At 68.9% G+C, this 18,053-nt stretch carries 17 protein-coding genes; 12 read left to right on the plus strand and 5 right to left on the minus strand.

Annotated features, from left to right (window positions below):
• Position 1: 1 nt before the first annotated feature.
• The gene (locus tag GVV86_RS10105) at positions 2–1,009 is read right to left on the minus strand and encodes a Bug family tripartite tricarboxylate transporter substrate binding protein (protein WP_159615449.1); all 1,008 of its coding nucleotides are present in this window, start codon (positions 1,007–1,009) and stop codon (positions 2–4) included.
• A gap of 173 nt (positions 1,010–1,182) precedes the next feature.
• On the opposite strand from GVV86_RS10105, the gene GVV86_RS10110 reads away from it, so the two are divergent.
• From GVV86_RS10110 to GVV86_RS10120, 3 genes are read left to right on the plus strand one after another with little or no spacing between them, the layout of a single operon-like run.
• A complete protein-coding gene (locus GVV86_RS10110) occupies positions 1,183–2,766 on the plus strand; it encodes an ATP-binding protein (RefSeq protein ID WP_159802705.1) in 1,584 nt (527 codons plus the stop codon).
• Positions 2,763–3,485, plus strand: a complete 723-nt coding sequence (locus GVV86_RS10115; protein ID WP_159615445.1) for a response regulator — start codon at positions 2,763–2,765, stop codon at positions 3,483–3,485. The genes GVV86_RS10110 and GVV86_RS10115 overlap by 4 nt, the downstream gene beginning before the upstream one ends.
• Positions 3,486–3,540: 55 nt before the next feature.
• Positions 3,541–4,707, plus strand: a complete 1,167-nt coding sequence (locus GVV86_RS10120; protein WP_159802706.1) for an MFS transporter — start codon at positions 3,541–3,543, stop codon at positions 4,705–4,707.
• A gap of 76 nt (positions 4,708–4,783) precedes the next feature.
• Here the strand turns inward: GVV86_RS10120 and GVV86_RS10125 are convergent, their stop codons facing one another.
• From GVV86_RS10125 to GVV86_RS10135, 3 genes are all read right to left on the minus strand, one after another.
• The gene (locus GVV86_RS10125; RefSeq protein WP_159802707.1) at positions 4,784–5,998 is read right to left on the minus strand and encodes an FUSC family protein; all 1,215 of its coding nucleotides are present in this window, start codon (positions 5,996–5,998) and stop codon (positions 4,784–4,786) included.
• A 313-nt stretch (positions 5,999–6,311) separates the two neighbouring features.
• The gene (locus tag GVV86_RS10130; protein ID WP_159802708.1) at positions 6,312–7,010 is read right to left on the minus strand and encodes a cache domain-containing protein; all 699 of its coding nucleotides are present in this window, start codon (positions 7,008–7,010) and stop codon (positions 6,312–6,314) included.
• 26 nt (positions 7,011–7,036) lie between these two features.
• Positions 7,037–7,771 carry a FadR/GntR family transcriptional regulator gene (locus GVV86_RS10135; RefSeq protein WP_159802709.1) on the minus strand — a complete coding sequence of 245 codons (735 nt, stop codon included), beginning with the start codon at positions 7,769–7,771 and terminating at the stop codon, positions 7,037–7,039.
• A 138-nt stretch (positions 7,772–7,909) separates the two neighbouring features.
• Here GVV86_RS10135 and GVV86_RS10140 point away from each other — a divergent pair, with 138 nt between their 5' ends.
• From GVV86_RS10140 to GVV86_RS10165, 6 genes are all read left to right on the plus strand, one after another.
• On the plus strand, positions 7,910–8,980 hold the full coding sequence (locus tag GVV86_RS10140) for an ABC transporter ATP-binding protein (RefSeq protein ID WP_159802710.1): 1,071 nt from the start codon (positions 7,910–7,912) through the stop codon (positions 8,978–8,980).
• Between the two features lie 174 nt (positions 8,981–9,154).
• Positions 9,155–10,351, plus strand: coding sequence for an ABC transporter substrate-binding protein (locus GVV86_RS10145; RefSeq protein WP_159615433.1), 1,197 nt, complete (start codon positions 9,155–9,157; stop codon positions 10,349–10,351).
• Between the two features lie 78 nt (positions 10,352–10,429).
• On the plus strand, positions 10,430–11,341 hold the full coding sequence (locus GVV86_RS10150) for an ABC transporter permease (RefSeq protein WP_159615431.1): 912 nt from the start codon (positions 10,430–10,432) through the stop codon (positions 11,339–11,341).
• A 9-nt stretch (positions 11,342–11,350) separates the two neighbouring features.
• Positions 11,351–12,208 carry an ABC transporter permease gene (locus tag GVV86_RS10155; protein ID WP_159802711.1) on the plus strand — a complete coding sequence of 286 codons (858 nt, stop codon included), beginning with the start codon at positions 11,351–11,353 and terminating at the stop codon, positions 12,206–12,208.
• A gap of 54 nt (positions 12,209–12,262) precedes the next feature.
• Positions 12,263–13,864 (plus strand): amidohydrolase, encoded by a 1,602-nt coding sequence (locus GVV86_RS10160; protein WP_159802712.1) that lies wholly within the window; start codon positions 12,263–12,265, stop codon positions 13,862–13,864.
• A 2-nt stretch (positions 13,865–13,866) separates the two neighbouring features.
• The gene (locus GVV86_RS10165; RefSeq protein ID WP_246669946.1) at positions 13,867–15,477 is read left to right on the plus strand and encodes an alpha-amylase family glycosyl hydrolase; all 1,611 of its coding nucleotides are present in this window, start codon (positions 13,867–13,869) and stop codon (positions 15,475–15,477) included.
• Positions 15,478–15,515: 38 nt separating this feature from the next.
• Here the strand turns inward: GVV86_RS10165 and GVV86_RS10170 are convergent, their stop codons facing one another.
• Entirely contained in the window at positions 15,516–15,770 is a 255-nt protein-coding gene (locus GVV86_RS10170; protein WP_159615425.1) for a hypothetical protein, read from the minus strand.
• 224 nt (positions 15,771–15,994) lie between these two features.
• On the opposite strand from GVV86_RS10170, the gene GVV86_RS10175 reads away from it, so the two are divergent.
• From GVV86_RS10175 to GVV86_RS10185, 3 genes are all read left to right on the plus strand, one after another.
• Positions 15,995–16,726 carry a DUF72 domain-containing protein gene (locus GVV86_RS10175; RefSeq protein WP_159615423.1) on the plus strand — a complete coding sequence of 244 codons (732 nt, stop codon included), beginning with the start codon at positions 15,995–15,997 and terminating at the stop codon, positions 16,724–16,726.
• An 81-nt stretch (positions 16,727–16,807) separates the two neighbouring features.
• Complete coding sequence (locus GVV86_RS10180; protein ID WP_159615421.1) at positions 16,808–17,260, plus strand: hypothetical protein; 453 nt, start codon at positions 16,808–16,810, stop codon at positions 17,258–17,260.
• On the plus strand, positions 17,261–18,052 hold the full coding sequence (locus GVV86_RS10185; RefSeq protein WP_159615419.1) for an alpha/beta fold hydrolase: 792 nt from the start codon (positions 17,261–17,263) through the stop codon (positions 18,050–18,052).
• Position 18,053: the final 1 nt, after the last annotated feature.

Below are 18,053 nucleotides of genomic sequence, written 5' to 3' on the forward strand. Positions count from 1 at the left end.
GCTACAGCAGGCCGATCTCGGTCAGGGTGGTCTTCACCGTGGCGATGTCCTCGGTGAGGAAGGTGTCGAACTCCTCGCCCGTCAGGAACGCGTCGGACCAGTTGTTCTCCTTGAGGGTCGTCTTCCAGGCCTCGGTCTCGTGGAGGTCGGTGACGAGCTCGGTGAGCTTGTCGGCCTGCGCCTCGTCGATTGACCCCGGAGCGACGACTCCGCGCCAGTTGGTGAGCACCACGTCGATGCCCTGGTCGGTGAGGGTCTGGACCTCGGGAAGCTGGGGGGCGGCCTCATCGCCGGAGACGGCGAGGGCGCGCAGCTTGCCGGCCTCGACCTGCTCGGCGTATTCGCCGACGCCGGAGATGCCGGCGTTGACCTTGTTGCCCAGCAGCGCCGCGAGGGATTCCCCGCCCCCGGAGTACGGGATGTAGTTCAGCTTGTCGGGGGCGATACCGGCCTCCTTGAGGACCATGCCGGCCAGGATGTGGTCGGCGCCGCCGGCGGAGCCGCCGGTGATGGAGACGCCCTGGCCCTTGGCCTCGATGTCATCGAGGAGGTCCTGCATGTTCTGGTACGGCGAGTCGGCCGGGACGACAATGACCAGCGGCTCGTCCGTCATGCGGGCGATCGGCGTCGTGTCCTCGATCCGGTTCGCCGCGTTGTTCGTCTCCACTGCCCCGACCATCACGTAGCCCATGACCATCAGGGTGTTCGGGTCGGTCTCGGTGGCGAGCTGGGCCAGCCCGTTGGTTCCACCGGCGCCCCCGACGTTGACCACGGAGGCGGTCTCGACGAGGTCGTTGTCCTGCAGGTCCTTCTGCATGGCGCGGCCGGTCTGGTCCCAGCCGCCGCCCGGGTCGGCCGGGACCACGATGTTGAGCTTTTCGATGGCATCGTCGCCGCCACCGCCGGTGGTGCTCTCGGTCATCGAACCGCAGGCGGAAAGGGCAAGCGCGGAGGCCAGGGCGAGAGCTGTCAGGGTGGTGCGGCGCGAGCCGGAGGGGTTGATTTTCATGGGGGTGTCTCTTCCTTGAGATGTGATGTGGGTCACCACGCTTGTTTCAGCGTAGGAACGCGTCGGGGGCGGCGGAAGAATATGGTCGTAACGCTCGTATTGGTCTTTGTGGTCCCGGTGATATCGCGGAATTCCGCGCCGCTGCCGCGTGCCTTCCGTGCCACAATGGGCGCATGGTCCGGACGATGTCGCTGCGATTCCAGCTGTTCCTGCTGCAGTTGTTCATCGTGCTGGCCGTCGTCCTGGTGGCCGGATCCACCGCCGTCGCGAGCCAGATGCAGCAGATCCGCGACCAGTATGAGGACCGCATGGTGGGGGTGGCGCAGTCGGTGGCGCAGCTGCCCTCGATCATCGAGGCCTTCGACGACCCGGACCCGAGCGCCACGATCCAGCCGATCGCCGACCTGATCGCCCAGTCCACCGGGGTGACCTACGTGGTGGTGACCGACGAGCGCGGGGTCCGGTATTCCCACCCCAACCCGGAGCTGATCGGCAAGGTCGTCTCCACCGACCCTTCGATCCCGCTCTCCGGCGAGATCTACGTCGGCACGCAGACCGGCACCCTCGGCGAGTCCTGGCGGGTGAAGGTCCCGATCCACTCCGAGGAGGGCGCCATTATCGGCACGGCGTCGGTGGGCACCCTTGAGTCCGAGCTCCGGGAGGACCTCTTCGAGGACCTCCCCCGCCTGCTGATCTGGCTGGTCGCCGCGGCGCTGGTCGGGTCGGCCGGATCGATCTACATTTCCCGGCTGGTCTGGCGCCGGATCTACAAGCTCGAACCCGAGGAAATCGCCTCCCTGCTCGAGACCCGCGACGCCATGCTTCACGGCATCAGCGAGGGAATGGTCGCCGTTGACGAAACCGGCCGGATCGCCCTGATGAACGACGAGGCCAAGCGGCTGCTCGAGCTCGACGACGCCGCCACCGGCCAACCCGCCTCCGCGGTGCTCGACCCCGCCCTGGCCCGGCTTCTCACCTCCCCCGGCGACGCCGACGAGACAGTCCTCGTGGGCGAGCGGGTCCTGCTGGCTCGGACTACCGACGCCGTCGTCGACTCCAAGCGGGTGGGCAACGTGATGATCCTGCGCGACCGCACCGAGCTCCACCAGCTCCTGACGGACCTCGACGGCGCCCGGGACGTCACCGCCGCGCTGCGCGCGCAGGCCCACGAGTTCGCCAACCGCATGCATACGGTGTCCGGGCTGCTCGAACTGGGCCGCACGGAGCAGGCGGTCGACTTCATCTCCCGCTCCGGCCATGGCGGGGCCCTGATCTCGGGCAGCATTGCCCCGGGCATCACCGATCCCGACGCGGCGAGCCTGCTGATGGCCAAGAGCACCATCTGTGCCGAGAAGGACATCGCCCTCACAGTGACGGAGACCTCGACCCTCGAGCCCGACGGCACCACCGACGCCGTCACTCTCCTCGGGAACCTCATCGACAATGCGATGGAGGCCGTCGGCGCCGACGGCACGATCAGCGTCGACCTTGAGTCCGGGCCGGAGATCATCCGCATCACCGTGGCCGACGACGGCCCCGGCGTTCCCGACGAGGTGCTTGGCCGGATCTTTTCCTCCGGCTTCTCGACGAAGGACGGCGGGAGCGCAGGCACCCGCGGTTTCGGCCTCGCGCTGGTGACGCGTATCGCCGAACGCCGGCACGGGCAGGTCATCGTTGAGGAGTCACTGCTGGGCGGCGCCGAGTTCACCGTCTTCCTCGCCCGCCAGCCCGCCGGCCGACCCCTGCAGGCGTCATGAGCCCGATCCGCACCGTGGTGGTCGACGACGACCATGAGGTCGCCGGGGTCCACACCGGGTTCCTGCTCGCCCACGGCGGTTTCGACGTCGTCGGCGTGGCGCACACCGGCGCCCGCGCGCTCGAGCTCGTGGACCTGTTGAAACCCCAGCTCGTCCTGCTCGATATCCACCTGCCGGACATGTCCGGGATCGAAGTGCTGCGCGCCGCCCGGAACCTGCCGGGGGATCCCGTCGACATCATCGCCATTACCGCTGCCCGCGAACTGGAGACGGTGCGGGCCGCGGTGGCCGGCGGAGTGCTCCACTATCTCGTGAAGCCGTTCAACTCCCAGGTCCTCAACCAGCGGCTCGACGCCTACGTGGATTACCACCGGGCCGTGGCCACCCACGCCTCGGTTGGGGCGGCGGCGCTGGATCAGCACCGCATCGACCAGCTCCTGCGGCCCACGGGCCCCGGTGCCCCGGCCGGGGCGGTCCGCGCGGCGCAGGGCCCGACGCCCAAGGGGCTGTCGGCGCCCACCCTCGACGCCGTCGTCACCGACCTGCGGACCCGGCCGGATGGGGCCTCGGCCTCGGAGGTCGCCGAGCGCCTCGGGATGGCCCGGGTGAGCGCCCGCCGCTACCTCGAATTCCTTGTGACGAAGGGCCAGGTGCGCATCGTTCCGCGCTACGGCACCGCCGGGCGGCCGGAGAAGTTCTACCTGTGGACCGGGCGGTGAAGGCCCGGTCTCCCCTGCCACCGGCGCGGGGCCGGTAGTGCGACAGTGGCCGTGGGTGCTGCTCCTCCATGCCCTGTTCCTGCAGCTAGCCGCCTATATCGTGCGTCCTGCCGCTGCCTACCGCGCCCTTGAGCTCGGCGTCGAGCCGGCGCTGCTCGGACTGATCGCGGCGAGCTTCGCGCTCCTGCCGCTGTTCATCGCCGTCCTGGTGGGCCGGGCCACCGACGCCGGGCACCAGCGCGCGGTGCTGCTCGGCGGCGCCGTGCTCATGGCCGGGGCCGGGGCGGGGCTGGTGTTCGCGTCGTCGTCCCTTGAACTGCTGCTGGTGTGGAACGTTGTGCTCGGGCTTGGGCACCTCATGAGCGTGGTGGGCCAGCAAAGCCGGATCGCCGAGGGAGAGTCCGGCCGGCTCGATGCGGCCTTCGGCCTCTACACCTTCGCCGGATCGGCCGGGCAGGCCGTGGGCCCGCTGTTGATCACGGTGTTCGGCGGCGGCCGGGTGCTGCCCGACACCCGGGCGCTGTTCCTGGCCTACACCGCCTCCGCCGTCGTCCTGCTGGCGCTCACCTTCCCCCTGGTACGCCGCCCCCGGCGGACGGGCAGGGCACCGGTACGGCCGGAGGTACCCCGGGGCAGCCTGGCCAGCGCGTTCACCCGGACCACCCGCCAGTCCCGCGGGAGGCTTTTCGGGGCGATGGTGGTCAGTGCCATGGTCCTGGGCGCCATCGACCTGATTGCGGTGTACCTTCCGGCGCTGGGGGTGGAGCGCGGGATCCCGGCCGCCGTCGTCGGGATCCTGCTCAGCGTGCGGGCCGGGGCGACGATGGCCTCTCGGCTCTACCTCGGGCCGCTTGTCGCCCGGTTCGGCCGGGCCGAACTGATCGCCCTCTCCACTGCTGTGTCAGCGCTTGCCGTGGGCGCACTCGCCGCGCCGCTGAACCTGGTGGTGCTGGCTGCCGTCCTGGTGGTGGCGGGAGTGGCGCTTGGCATCGGGCAGCCGCTGACCATGACCGTGATTTCCCTCGAGGCGCCTCCCGGCACGCAGGGTACGTGGCTGGCCCTGCGCCTGAGCGCGAACCGGCTGGGCCAATCGGCGATTCCGGCCGGTGTCGGCCTCGTCGCGGCGGGGGCCGGGGTGGCGGGCGTCTTCGGGGTCACCGCCGCGGGCCTCGCGCTGGTGGCCGGTGGTTCCTGGTATTCGCTGCGGAAGGGGCGGGGCTAGGCAGGCCAGGATCCGCCCGCGCTGGCATCCTCCGCTCCGATTCCGCCGCCTGCCGACGACGCCAAGTCCTTGAGACTCACCCCCCACTCCGGGAGGCCCGGCTCGAACCCCCTCTCCGCAGTGGCCGCCGCCCGACCTTAGGCAGCCAGCCGATGCCGGGGTTCGGGATTTCAATCCGTTGCAGCCATGGCTTGGTGCTGCGCTCACTGCGTTCAAGGTCGAGCTGCGAGACCGCATGGTCGATGGCGGCCAGCACGGAGCCCTGGAGCATCCACAACTCCTTCTGTTCCCGCGGATCAACGTCAAGGAGCATGAGCTCGGTGAGTACGGCTCGGGTCTCGCGGACACTTTCGAGCATATGTTCAAGCGCCTCGTCGGCGCGGTCACCCCTGCCGCTGCCATACTCGGCTTCGACGAGGTCACCGAAGGCGCGCAGCCCGTTCGCCAGATCGTCAAGCACGAACGCAAACGCCCGACGAAGCTCCCTCTCGGTCGGGTCCGGCAATCCGCTCCGCTCCACCGGCGCCGCTTTACCGATGACGACGAGCAAAGCCCGTTCGGCGGCGAGGCACTTCTCCAAGCGGTCCAGGGCGGCGCGCAGCCCCGGGTACACCACCGCCATGGTCAGCGCGCGAGGGTTGAACCGGCGGCTCTCCCTCACCGTTTCCACCTCGGCCGACGCGGTGCGGAGCTCCTTGGCGATGTCGTCCGACCACTCGTACCATTCCTTCACCTCCTCTGGATGCGGCGGTCGATCACCAAGTGCCCGTGCGACCTCGTCCATCAGCGCCGCCTGCGATCGGGTGACACGCCGCACCGCATCGCTGGCACGCGAATTCGGAATCGCGACCGGAACCACGAGGCTGAACGCGATTCCCACCACCGTGCCGATCAGGGTGTTCGCCACGCGCACCTCCGCCGCAACGTCGGGCGCCGAGACGGCTAGGATCAGCATCCCGCTGATGGGCGCCTCGAGCGTCTGGTCTCCAAGCCGCAGCACCATGGCGGCGGTCAGGGAGGCTGCGATCACGAGGCCCAGGCTCCACCAGGACAGGCCGATCATCGCTGTCACGCCGATGGCGATGAGGACGCCGGTGAGCACAGCCCCGACCCGGACCATTCCCATCAGCAGCGTGCCGACGGTCGAGGCCTGGACCACCAGCAGCGCCGTGAGCGGTGCAGTCAGGTCGAGGATGCCGGGAAAGAGGGTGTCGGCGACGACGTAGGCGACCACTGCTGCGACGGTGAGCCGGAGAACCTGCGTGGCGGCCGGCGTGAGACGCTTCGGCACCTCACCCCACGACGCAGGCATGGCAGGCCAGACCGACCACAGCATCCGGCGCACGCTCCAATGCCGACGTGGCTTGCGACTTCCATTCCGTTCGCTCATGCTGATCCCGTGACTGGTTGGAAGGATGCGCCCCCGGCGGAGCAACCGCTGCACCGGAGCGCGTCTTGGCCTGAACGTACCCCCGACACCGGATTGTGACTACCCCGACGGCGATCTGAAGCCCGGTATGTCTCGCGCCGCCGCAGCGGGACTGCCGGCGGGAATGGTTCACTACGCGGGACCCTTAGGCATCCAGCGGTTCATTCCCGGGCGCTTAGTGCTCCGTCGCACTCACAATCGAGAACCGCCGGCCCACCGGATAGGAAATCCGGGCACTGTCCTGGCCGATCAGGTCCCCGGGCTCCAGGGACAGTGCCGAGGAGACGACCACCCGCCCCTCGGCACTGACGAGTGAAACTGCGGGGCCAAGCTGGCGCAGGCCGCGAATCAGGTTTTGTTCGAGGGTGCGCACGGCGACGTCGGTGCCGACGATCCCGGCGACCTCCGCGCTGCCCTCCCGGCGGACCGGGTGGGTAAAGGTGACGACGTAGTCGTCCGTGCACAGGAAGTCGATGTAGGGCCCTGTCGCGTGCGGAATGCCGGATTCCACCGGGATCCGGAACCACTCGGCCTTGAGGTAGCGCTCCATGGAGCTGGGGCTGAAGTTCGCCAACGCATCGACGCGCTCAAGCTGTGGCCCCTGCCACCAGGCGATGTAGCTGCGGTCGGGTCCGACAAGCCCCGAGTTGGCGATGAACCCCGCCCCGGCGAGCTCCGGGCTGTCCTTGGCGAGCAGTCCCTTCACCGCGGGCTGCACGAGGCCGTCGATCGCCGCGCCGGGGACGATCCCGCGCAGGCCCGACAGGTCCCTGCCGAGATCCTGCGCCCACTTCTCGAGGGTGCCCTCGATGCCGGCAATCAGGGACTGCACCCGGCGGACGGGTGCCGGTACTTCGATCTGTTCTGCAGCCATGGAAGGCTCCTTGGGGGCGCGGAGTGTCATCGCGAATGCTCGTCGAGCAGCCAGTGGATCAGGGCGTGGACGAGTTCCTTGGTTGTGGTTTCGGCGAGCGCGGTGTCGCGGGCCTCGATGGCGTCGGCGACGGCGGCCCGCATGCCGACGGAAGCCTCGCGGAAGGCCTCGTCGGTGTAGGGCAGCAGGGTCAGGGTTCCGAGGTCGGCCTGCAGGCGCACGAGTTCCCGGCCCAGGCGGGCCGAGCGGGCGATGGCGGCGAGTTCGAGCAGGAACTCGGAGTCGACGAGCCGCCAGGACAGCAGCGTGTCCTCGGCGGGGCGGAGGTAGGTGCGCAGGATGGCCAGCTCCGTCGCGTCGGCCCTGCGCGCTGCGATCCCGGCGCAGGCGACCGTGACGATCGAGTAGTGGAGTCCGAGGTCGTTGATCTGCAGGCGGGTGAGTGTCCGGAGCTGCTCGTGGGCGCCCTTGATCGAGGGGAGGAAGTCCTCGGCGACGAAACTGCCTCCGTTCCGGCCGCGGGTTGTGGTGATCAGTCCCCGGGCCCGCAGGCTTGAGAGCGCCTCCCGTGCGGTGACCGGGGAAACCCCGAGGGCCGCCGCAAGCTCCACCTCGCTCGGCAGCCGCTGACCGCTCACCAGCAGCCCGGTTTCCACCGCCTGCTCGATGCGCTCAACCACCTGTTCGGCCAGTCCTGACGAACGCAGCGGCGCGAAGACGGCGGCAAGTCCCCGTGAGGCGGAGGCGGCTTGCTGGGTCACGGACTCACTGTAACGAGAAATTTCTGCTGACGTCTATACATAAAACATATAAGGTCATAGGCTTTAGCGCAGTTCCACGAGTGAGGCAGGTCACAGCGCCTCGACAGCTGCCCCCGCAGCGGAAAGGCACCGGCCCCGATGACCCAGACGGCCCTCAATCCAGGAGAGAAGACAGTGTCCTCCAACGTTCCGGCGATCTCCCTGCGTGGACTCACCAAGGAGTTTGGCGAGACGACGGCGGTCGACGGCATCGACCTCGAGATCCGCCAGGGCGAGTTCTTCTCAATGCTCGGCCCCTCGGGATCGGGGAAGACCACGGTGCTGCGCCTCATCGCCGGCTTCGAGTCCCCCACCAGCGGGACGGTCGAGCTCGAAGGAACCGACGTCACGGCGCGCGCGCCCTTTGATCGGGACGTCAACACGGTCTTCCAGGACTATGCGCTCTTTCCGCACATGAGCCTCATTGACAATGTGGCGTACGGTCTGCGGGTGCGCGGGGTCCCGAAGCGGGGGCGCCGCGACCGTGCCGCGGCGGCACTGGATCGCGTCCAGCTCGGCAGCTTCCTCGGCCGCAGGCCCTCCCAGCTCTCCGGCGGCCAGCGGCAGCGGGTCGCCCTCGCCCGGGCGCTCGTCGTCGAGCCGCGGGTGCTCCTGCTCGACGAGCCCCTGGGAGCCCTCGACCTCAAGCTGCGCCAGCAGATGCAGGTCGAACTCAAGGAGCTGCAGCGCTCGCTCGGCATCACCTTCATCTTCGTCACCCACGACCAGGAGGAGGCGCTCACGATGAGCGACCGGATCGGCGTCTTCAACGCCGGCCGCCTGGTGCAGGTCGGCTCGGCGAAAGAGATTTACGACCGCCCGAACGGCGAATTCGTCGCCAACTTCGTGGGCACCTCAAACATCTTCCCCGCCGCCGTGGGCTCCAGCCTGTACGGGAGGGCCGAGGCATTCTCCGTGCGGCCTGAACGACTCCGGCTCGCCTCCCCCGGCGGCACCGGCCGGGACGGCACCACCGCAAGCCGGGGGACCGTCTCGGCGCTGGTGTACCTCGGGCATGCCACGCAGGTCCGGGTGTCCATCAGCGACGGCACCACCGTGGTGGTCCTCGTCCACCCGGCCGCACTGGCCGAGGAGGACGTGACGCCGGGCCGGGAGGTCGCGGTCGAGTGGCGCACCTCCGACGTCGTCTGGCTCCCGCCCACCGGCTGACCGCGCCCGCACTTCTCCGGCAGCCCGTCCCGCCACCGGCAGCGGGAACCGGCTTCACGCACCGCCATAGGGCACCGGATTGCCGCACCTGCTTCCCGCACCTATTTCCCGAACCGACTTCCTGCACCGACTTCCTGCACCGACTTCCTGCACCACCGACCGAAAGGCAGAACCATGAGCACGTCCACCAAGCGGTACTGGCCGCTTTCCCTTGCAGCGGTCGCGGTCCTCGCGGCGACCTCCTGCGGCACCACCTCCGGCGGCGGGGAACCCGACGCCGAGGCGCCCGCGAAAACCGCTCAAACGGAAATCGGCGAGGGCGAAGGCAAGCTGTCGATCCTGGCGTGGCCCGGATACGTCGAAGACGGCAGCAACGACCCCGAGGTCGACTGGGTCTCCGCGTTTGAGGAGGAGACCGGCTGCATGGTCGACTTCAAGCCCTTCGGCACCTCCGATGAAGCCGTCACCCTCATGCGCACCGGCCAGTACGACGTCGTCTCCGCCTCCGGGGATGCATCGCTCCGCCTGATCGCCGGCGGCGACGTCGAACCGGTGAACACCGACCTGCTGAAGAACTACGACGACGTCTACCCGTTCCTCAAGGACCAGCCGTGGAACACCGTCGACGACAAGAACTACGGGATGCCGCACGGCTGGGGCGCCAACGTGCTGATGTACCGCGCGGACCTCGTCGATCCGGCACCCACTTCCTGGAAAGCGGTATTCGAAGACGCCGAGAAGTATTCGGGCAAGGTCACGGCCTACGACTCCCCCATCTACATTGCCGACGCCGCCCTCTACCTGATGAAGCACAACCCGGAGCTCGGGATCGAAAACCCGTACGCCCTCGACAAGGACCAACTGGCGGCCGCCGTCGACCTGCTGAAGTCCCAGCGGGAGCATGTCGGTGAGTACTGGTCCGACGTCGTGAAGGAGGTCCAGTCCTTCGCCAGCGGCGGAAGCGTCGTCGGCACCACCTGGCAGGTCGGGGCGAACATCGCCACGGCCGACGGCACCAAGGTCGAAACGATCCTTCCCGAAGAGGGAGCCACCGGCTGGTCCGACACCTGGATGATCGGCTCGGAATCGAAGAACAAGAACTGCGCCTACATGTGGCTCGACTACATCGCCAGCCCCGAGGCCAACGCCCAGGTCGCCGAATACTTCGGTGAGTCCCCCGCCAACCCCGCCGCGTGCGAGCTGACCGAGGACGCGAACCACTGCGAGACGTTCCACTCCGGCGACGAGGAATACGCCAACCAAATCTGGTACTGGACCACGCCGGTGGCCGACTGCATCGATGGACGCACCGACGTCAAATGCACCGACTACTCCGAGTGGACCAAGGCCTGGACAGAAATCAAGGGCTGACCGAGATCAAGGGCTGAACCGGGATTCCAGGCCAGGGCGCAGCCGCATCAGCAGGACGGATGGAAAAGGTAAACAGAGATGACACTTGAGACCGAACCGCGGCCCGCCCCGGCACCGCCCCGGACGGGGAACCGGCGGGTTTCGGCGGCGCTGCACCGCAGCCCCCGCCTGCGCCTGGCAGGCCTGCTCACCGCTCCGGCGGCCTGGCTGATCCTGGTGTACATCGCGGCCCTGGCCGCCCTGCTGATCACGGCCCTCTGGACGGTGGACACCTTCACCGGGAAGGTGTCCACCACCTGGACCTTCGACAACATCCTCACGGTCACCACCGACCCCGTATACCAGGCGATCACCCTGCGGACCCTCCGGATCGCCGTCGTCGTCACCCTGATCGACATGGTGATCGCCCTGCCGATCGCCTTCTTCATCGCCAAGGTGGCCGACAAGCGGTGGGAGAAACTGCTCATCGTGGCGGTGCTGATGCCCCTGTGGGCCAGCTACCTCGTCAAGGCCTACGCGTGGCGCAACGTCCTCGCCGAGGGCGGGCTGCTCGAGTGGCTCGGCGCCCCGCTAAGTTTGAACAGTCCCGGCTACAGCGAAACTGCGGTCGTCCTCACCCTTGCCTACATCTGGCTCCCCTACATGATCCTTCCCCTCCACGCCGGCTTCGAGCGGGTGCCCGACTCGCTGATCGAAGCCTCGGGGGATCTGGGCGCGAAACCCTTGGCGACGCTGCGCCTGGTGGTCCTGCCCATCCTCGTACCCTCGATCATCGCCGGCACCATCTTCACGTTCTCCCTCTCCCTCGGGGACTACATCACCGCGCAGATCGTCGGGGGCACCACCCAGATGCTCGGCACCGTTGTGTACGCCAATGTCGGGGCGGCGAACAACCTGCCGCTGGCGGCCGCCGTGGCGCTCATCCCGATCGCCATCATCATGATCTATCTCTTCGTGGTCCGCCGTACCGGCGCCCTGAACAATTTGTAGGAGCCGGCCGTGAAGCTTTCGCGCAGTGCCAAGACCATCCTCGGGGTCATCACCGGACTGATCCTGCTGTTCATCTACCTGCCGCTGCTGCTGGTGGTGGTGAACTCCTTCAACGCCGACCGCACCTTCGGCTGGCCCCCGCGCAGCTTCACCCTCGAGTGGTGGTCGCGGGCCGTCGCCTCCGAGGGGGTCCGCGACGCCCTGGCGACGTCGGTGCAGGTGGCCGTGATTTCCACGATCATCTCGCTCATCCTGGGCACGCTGCTGGCACTGGCCCTGCAGCGGTACAGCTTCTTCGGGCGGGACGTCATCAACCTGCTGGTCATCCTGCCCATCGCGCTGCCCGGCATTGTCACCGGCATCGCCCTGAACAACCTGTTCACCACGGTGCTGGGAGTTCCGCTGAGCCTGTGGACCGTCATCGTCGCCCACGCCACCTTCTGCATGGTGACGGTGTTCAACAACGCCATCGCCCGGCTGCGCCGCGTCAACGGCAGCCTCGAGGAGGCCTCGGCTGACCTCGGCGCCGGCGTCTTCACCACCTTCGTCCTGGTGACCCTGCCCCAGCTGCGCTCGGCCCTGCTCGCCGGCGGGCTGCTGGCATTCGCGCTCAGCTTCGACGAGATCATCGTGACCACCTTCACCATCGGCGCCGGCCAGCAGACCCTTCCGGTCTGGATCCTCTCAAACCTGTTCCGGCCCAACCAGGCGCCCGTGGTCAACGTCGTCGCCGTCATCCTCATTGTCGTCTCCATCGTTCCCATCTGGCTGGCGCAGCGGCTCTCCAGCGATTCGGTGGCCGGAACCGGCGCGTCGGGCATCGGACGGGGGAAGATAAAGAAAGCCAAGGTTTCATCCGCCCCCTGACCCAGAGGTGATCCCATCCTCGACCTGCTGCTCGTCAACGCGGCCATCTCCCCGATGGCCGGCGCCTCCCCCACCGCCGGCACCCTGGGGATCCTGCACGGACGCATCGTCGGGCTCGACGGGCAGATCGAGGGTCTTCCGGCCCGCCGCACCCTGGACTGCCGCGGCTCGGTGGTCCTCCCGGGGTTCGGGGATGCGCACAACCACATGGCGTGGTTCGGGCAGACCCTCTCCGAACTGGACCTCAGCGGCTGCACCGCCATCGAGGAGGTGTACGACGCCGTGGCGGCCTTCGCCTCTGGCCTCGACGCCGGGGAATGGGTCATCGGGTCCGGCTACGACAACACGATCCTCGGTGCCCACCCGCATCGGAGACGGCTCGACGACGCGGCGCCCGGCCACCCGGTCTGGCTCAAGCACCGCTCCGGCCACGCGGCCACGGTGAGCACCGAGGTGCTGGCCCGGGCCGGGGTGATGGACGGATCGGCCGGGAACCCGGTCGGCGGGGAGGTGGTCCGCGACGCCGAGGGACCAACCGGGGTGCTGCAGGAGCAGGCCCAGAAGCTGGTGACCCAGCTCGTGATCCCCCACCCCGTGGAGGCCCTGGCGGACGCCATCACCGCCGCCAGTGAACGCTACGCCGCCGAGGGGCTGACCCACGTCACGGAGGCCGGCATCGGTGCGGGCTGGATCGGGCGAAGCCCGGTGGAGCTCGCCGCCTACACGCTCGTCCGCGAACGCGGCGGGCTGAGGACCCGGGTGCAGCTGATGGCCAGCAGCGACGCCCTGCACCCGCTCACCTCCCACCGGCAGGACCGCATCACCTTCGGGCTCGACCTCGGAGTGCGCACCGGTTTCGGCGACGACATGGTGCGGCTCGGACCGATGAAGATCTTCATCGACGGTTCCCTCCTCGGGCGCACCGCCGCCGTCACCGAACCCTTCTGCGGGCAGGAGCACACCACCGGAAGCCTTCAGCTGTCCCTCGAGGAGCTCACCGGCCGCATCGTCGACGCCCACTGCTCGGGCTGGACCGTCGCCGCCCACGCCATCGGCGACCGCGCCGTCGACGTCGCCCTCGACGCATTCGAGGCCGCCTCCGCGGCCCGAGCCCGCCCGGGAGTGCGCCACCGGATCGAACATGCGGGCATCGTCCGGGAGGACCAGCTGGCGCGGTTCGCTGCGCTCGGCGTCACCCCGGTTCCGCAGCTGCGCTTCCTTCACGAGATGGGACAGGTCATGCTCGAGACGGTCGGCGGGGAGCGGGAGGCCCTGGTGTACCGGCACCGTTCCTTCCTCGAGGCCGGGGTCCGGGTGCCGGGCAGCTCCGACCGTCCGGTCGCAGCGGGTGCCCCGCTGCTGGGCATGCAGTCGATGGTCCAGCGCAGCACTGCAGCGGGCCGGGTGATGAGCCCCGCCGAACGGGTCGACGCCGCCACGGCCCTGCGCGCCTACACCGTGGATGCGGCGTGGATCGCCGGCGACGAGGACATCCGGGGAACCCTCGAGCCGGGGAAACTGGCCGACCTGGTCCTGCTGTCGGACCATCCGGCGGCCGTGCCCGCCGACGGGATCGGGCAGATCGAGGTGCTCGCCACCTTCGTCGGCGGCCGCTGCGTCCACGGGGAGGACTTCGTCGCCTCCCTGGAGGCGTAGCCGTGCCGGAACTGAAGGCGGCAGGGGCCGGTGAGCCCTGGTGGAAGACCGCCGTCATCTATGAGGTGTACCCGCGCTCCTTCGCGGACGGCAACGGCGACGGCGTGGGCGACCTGCCGGGTCTCCTGGCGAGACTGCCCTATGTCGCCTCGCTCGGGGTGGACGGCTTCTGGCTGACACCGTTCCAGACCTCCCCCCAGGTGGACCAGGGCTACGACGTGAGTGATTACTGCGGCGTGGATCCGTTGTTCGGCACTCTGGCCGATTTCGACGCGGTGCTCGACCGGGCCCACAGCCTGGGCCTGCGCGTCCTGGTCGACGTCGTCCCCAACCACTGTTCGGTGGAGCACCCCCTCTTCCGGCAGGCCCTCGCGGCGGGCCCGGGCTCCAAAGAGCGCGAGTTGTTCCACTTCGCGGAGGGGCACGTCGACGGCACTCCCCCGAACAACTGGCAGAGCGTCTTCGGCGGACGGGCGTGGACCCGTGCCGACCCGGAGTCCACCACGGACACGCAGTGGTACCTGCACCTGTTCTCGCCGGCCCAGCCTGACTGGAACTGGCGCAACCCGGCTGTGGGCGACTACTTCGAAGAAGTGCTGCGGTTCTGGCTGGACAAGGGCGTGGACGGGCTGCGCATTGACGTGGCGCACGCTCTGTTCAAGGCCGAGGGGCTTCCCGACTCTCCCACCGGCGCCCCCGTAGCGGACGGGCTGCGCTCGAACCGGCAGGTCTCCGACCAGGAGGAGGTGCACGCCGTCTACCGGAGGTGGCGCCGGCTCGCCGACTCCTACTCCCCGCCGCGCGTGCTGGTCGGCGAGGTCAACCTCGATCCCGACCGCGCCGCCCGGTACACGCGGCCCGACGAACTGCACCAGGCATTCGCCTTTGCCTTCGTCCGGCTCGGCTGGGACCCGGCCGCCTGGGCCGCCGTCGGAACCGAACTGGAAGCGGCGCGGAAGGCCCACGGCGCGGCGCCCACCTGGGCACTCGAGAACCACGACGTCGTCCGCGCCGCCACCCGGTTCGGCGGCGGCGGGCGCGGCGCCGCACGGGGGCGGGCGGCACTGCTGACCATCCTGGGGCTCCCCGGTGGAGCGTATTTCTACCAGGGCCAGGAACTCGGGCTCCCCGAGGCCGAGGTGCCGCCGGCGGCACGGCGCGACCCCATGGTGGCCCGCGGCGGGATCTCCCGCGACGGCGCACGGGTTCCGCTGCCCTGGACGACGGACGCGGCATCCGCCCACGGCTTCTCGATGACCGGTCCCACGGCCGAACCATGGCTGCCGGTACCACCCGGATGGGGGCAATGGGCCATCGAGGCCCAACGGAACGACCCGGCGTCCATACAGCAGCTGGTGGTTCGCGCCCTCGAGCTCCGCAGTCGGCTGCTGGCCGAGGGAGCCCTCGACGCCGGCGACGGGGCCTCCTGGCACCTCGGCGACGGCGGCCTGTTGCTCTGCGAGCGCGGGCACGGCTTCGTGCTGGCCGTTGCCATGGGCGAAGCCCCCGTGCGGCTTCCCGCCGGGACGGTGCTGATCACCGCCGTTCCACAGGCTGCCGAGGGCTGGCTTGAACCCGACAATGCGGCCTGGGTGCTCCGCACCCGCGGTTGAGCCGGGCTGCCACCTGACCTCCAACCGCCGGGGCTGCGCTAGTCCTCGGTCGGCAGGGTTCCCGTCGGAATGGTCGACTCGTCCGGTGTGGGCCCGTCGGTCTCCCCGTCGGAGGTCGGGAGGGTCCCGGTGGGGATGGTCGACTCCATCGGCGACGCAGAGTCCGTGGGAACGGGTGCGATGTTGCCCGTGGGCGGCACCACGGGCTCCTCTGCGGGATTGTCGCAGCCCACAAGCGCCAGGGCACTCAGGACGACGACGACCGGAAGGCTCTTCAACGTCTTGGAATTCATGTGCGTCTCTTCCCCTTGGTCCATCCCCTTGCCCTTCAACGGTAGTTACGGATGAATCGCCGGGAACAGCAGCAATTCGGCCCTGATCCTGCTTGGAGAAGCGCCAGGAGCGGCGTAAAATGCTTCGCCGTTTCTTCCACCGCCTGTGGATCCGCATCCACCGTCCGGCGTTGCCCGTCCACTAGGATCGGACGGAAGTGTCCTCCAACGGGCGGAGCCTGGTTTTGAGCGTTTCCATCGGCACCTCCGGGTGGAGCTACGACCACTGGAACGATGTGCTCTACCCCGCAGGCACGCCGAGCGCCCGGAGGCTGCAGTACTACTACGAGCGGTTCAGCACCGTCGAGCTGAACGCCAGTTTCTACCGGTGGCCCCGCGAGTCGACCTTCGGCGGCTGGCGGGAGCGCCTTCCGCCCGGATTCCTGTTCTCGGTCAAGGCCCCGCGGGGGCTCACCCACGCCAAGAAGCTGTACGCGCCGGAGGTGTGGGTCGAGCGCATCATCCGGTGCTGGCACGAGCTGGGCGACAAGCGGGCCGTCCTCCTGGTCCAGCTGCCGCCCGCGATGCAGCGCGATGATGCCCGGCTCGACTACTTCCTGGCTCTGCTGCCGAACTGGATCCGGGTTGCCGTTGAGTTCCGGCACCCGAGCTGGGAGACGGAGGAGGTCTATGCGCTGCTCGAACGGCACGGTGCGGCCTACTGCGTGATGAGCGGCGCCAACCTGCCGTGCGTCCTGCGTGCCACCGCGCCGTTCGTGTACCTGCGGATGCATGGCCCGGATACCCATCATCTGTACGGCGGGTCCTATTCCGATGCGGATCTGCATTGGTGGGCGGACCGGATCCGTGAGTGGCAGGGTGCCGGGAAGGACGTGTTCGTGTACTTCAACAACGACGGCGGCGGCAACGCGGTGCGCAATGCCGACACGCTGCGGTGGATCCTGGGCGGGGGCTGAGGACCCCGGCCTTCGGCGCGAACCCGGCCCGGGGCAGAAAGTGCTCCATGCCCCGCGCGGGTTCCGTTTAGGGTAAGCACCATGACCAACTCTGCTGAGAACGGACCCGACGCGAACCACCAGCGCCCGGAAGGAGTCGACGACGCCACCGTCGAGGCCCTGGGCAAGCTCTCCGAGGCCCTCGAGGTGGTGGAACATGCCCGGGGCTACCTCTACGGCTTTCACCGCCTTACGGGCAAAGCGGACCTGGCCCTGGGTGAGGCGGTCGAACTGCTCCGCACGGCCGGCCACGCAGACCTCGCCGAGACGCTCAACAAGGACCTCGTGGGCCGAAATGTGATCGAGGGCCGCTGGACGTTCCAGATCGTCGAGGACTATGACGATCACTACTACGCCGAGTTCAAGGCGCTCGAGAAGCTGGCCAGGGACAAGCTCGCCGACGGGAAACGCCATCTCTTCGAGGCCGAAATGAAGGAAGACCGCAGGACGCAGGGTCGGAAACACCACGAGGCCCTGCCGCCGGAAGCCTCCTAGGTGGTCTCCCCGGCCCTCAACACCGAGCGGTCAGGCTCCGGCAGGCCACTGGTCCTGGTGCACGGCCTGGGCTCGAGCCTCCGCAACTGGGATCCCGTGGTTCCCGCCCTCGCCCTCGAGCGCGAGGTCGTGGCGGTCGACCTGCCCGGCTTCGGTCTCAGCGCTCCCCTCTCCGGCGAGGTGACCATTGCGACCCTCACGGATGCACTGCAGGACTACCTTGTGGAGCAGGGCCTCGCCGATGCCGATGTCGTCGGCAGTTCCATGGGTGCCCGGATGGTGGTCGAACTGGCACGACGGGGATATCCCGGCACCGCCGTCGCGCTCAGCCCGGGCGGATTTTGGAACCACCGGCAACGCGCGATCTTCACGGCGAGCATCACGGCCTCCATCGGACTCGTGCGACGCATCCAGCCGGCGCTCCCCTTCCTGACACGGCATGCTGCCGGACGCACGGCACTGTTGGCCCAGTTTTCGGCCCGGCCGTGGCGGCTCGACCCGCAGCTCGTCCTCACGGAGCTGCGCGGGTTTGCCACCTCCCCCAGCCTCGACGACGCCCGCAGGGCGCTCTCCTACGGGCCCAATCAGTCCGGCGCCCCCGGAGGGACGCTCAAGGGTAGGCTCGCCTTCGGTTGGGGACGCCAGGACCGGGTGACCCTGCCCAGTGAAGCCGCCCTGGCCATGACCCTCTACCCTGGGGCCACCCTCGAATGGTTCGAGAACTGCGGGCACTTTCCGCACTGGGACCAGCCGGAGCGGACCGTGGACTTCCTCCTCCGCCTCCTCCGGTGAG

Source organism: Arthrobacter zhaoguopingii, assembly GCF_009828595.1.
In the GTDB taxonomy this organism is placed as follows: Bacteria; Actinomycetota; Actinomycetes; order Actinomycetales; family Micrococcaceae; genus Arthrobacter_D; species Arthrobacter_D zhaoguopingii.

What these genes read in the sequence shown, in the direction of transcription:
- GVV86_RS10145 (WP_159615433.1), top strand. Translation starts at nt 9,155, where the DNA reads ATGAGCACGTCCACCAAGCGGTACTGGCCGCTTTCCCTTGCAGCGGTC.
- GVV86_RS10105 (WP_159615449.1), bottom strand. Translation starts at nt 1,009, where the DNA reads ATGAAAATCAACCCCTCCGGCTCGCGCCGCACCACCCTGACAGCTCTC.
- GVV86_RS10150 (WP_159615431.1), top strand. Translation starts at nt 10,430, where the DNA reads ATGACACTTGAGACCGAACCGCGGCCCGCCCCGGCACCGCCCCGGACG.
- GVV86_RS10180 (WP_159615421.1), top strand. Translation starts at nt 16,808, where the DNA reads ATGACCAACTCTGCTGAGAACGGACCCGACGCGAACCACCAGCGCCCG.
- GVV86_RS10140 (WP_159802710.1), top strand. Translation starts at nt 7,910, where the DNA reads ATGACCCAGACGGCCCTCAATCCAGGAGAGAAGACAGTGTCCTCCAAC.
- GVV86_RS10115 (WP_159615445.1), top strand. Translation starts at nt 2,763, where the DNA reads ATGAGCCCGATCCGCACCGTGGTGGTCGACGACGACCATGAGGTCGCC.
- GVV86_RS10160 (WP_159802712.1), top strand. Translation starts at nt 12,263, where the DNA reads ATGGCCGGCGCCTCCCCCACCGCCGGCACCCTGGGGATCCTGCACGGA.
- GVV86_RS10170 (WP_159615425.1), bottom strand. Translation starts at nt 15,770, where the DNA reads ATGAATTCCAAGACGTTGAAGAGCCTTCCGGTCGTCGTCGTCCTGAGT.
- GVV86_RS10130 (WP_159802708.1), bottom strand. Translation starts at nt 7,010, where the DNA reads ATGGCTGCAGAACAGATCGAAGTACCGGCACCCGTCCGCCGGGTGCAG.
- GVV86_RS10110 (WP_159802705.1), top strand. Translation starts at nt 1,183, where the DNA reads ATGGTCCGGACGATGTCGCTGCGATTCCAGCTGTTCCTGCTGCAGTTG.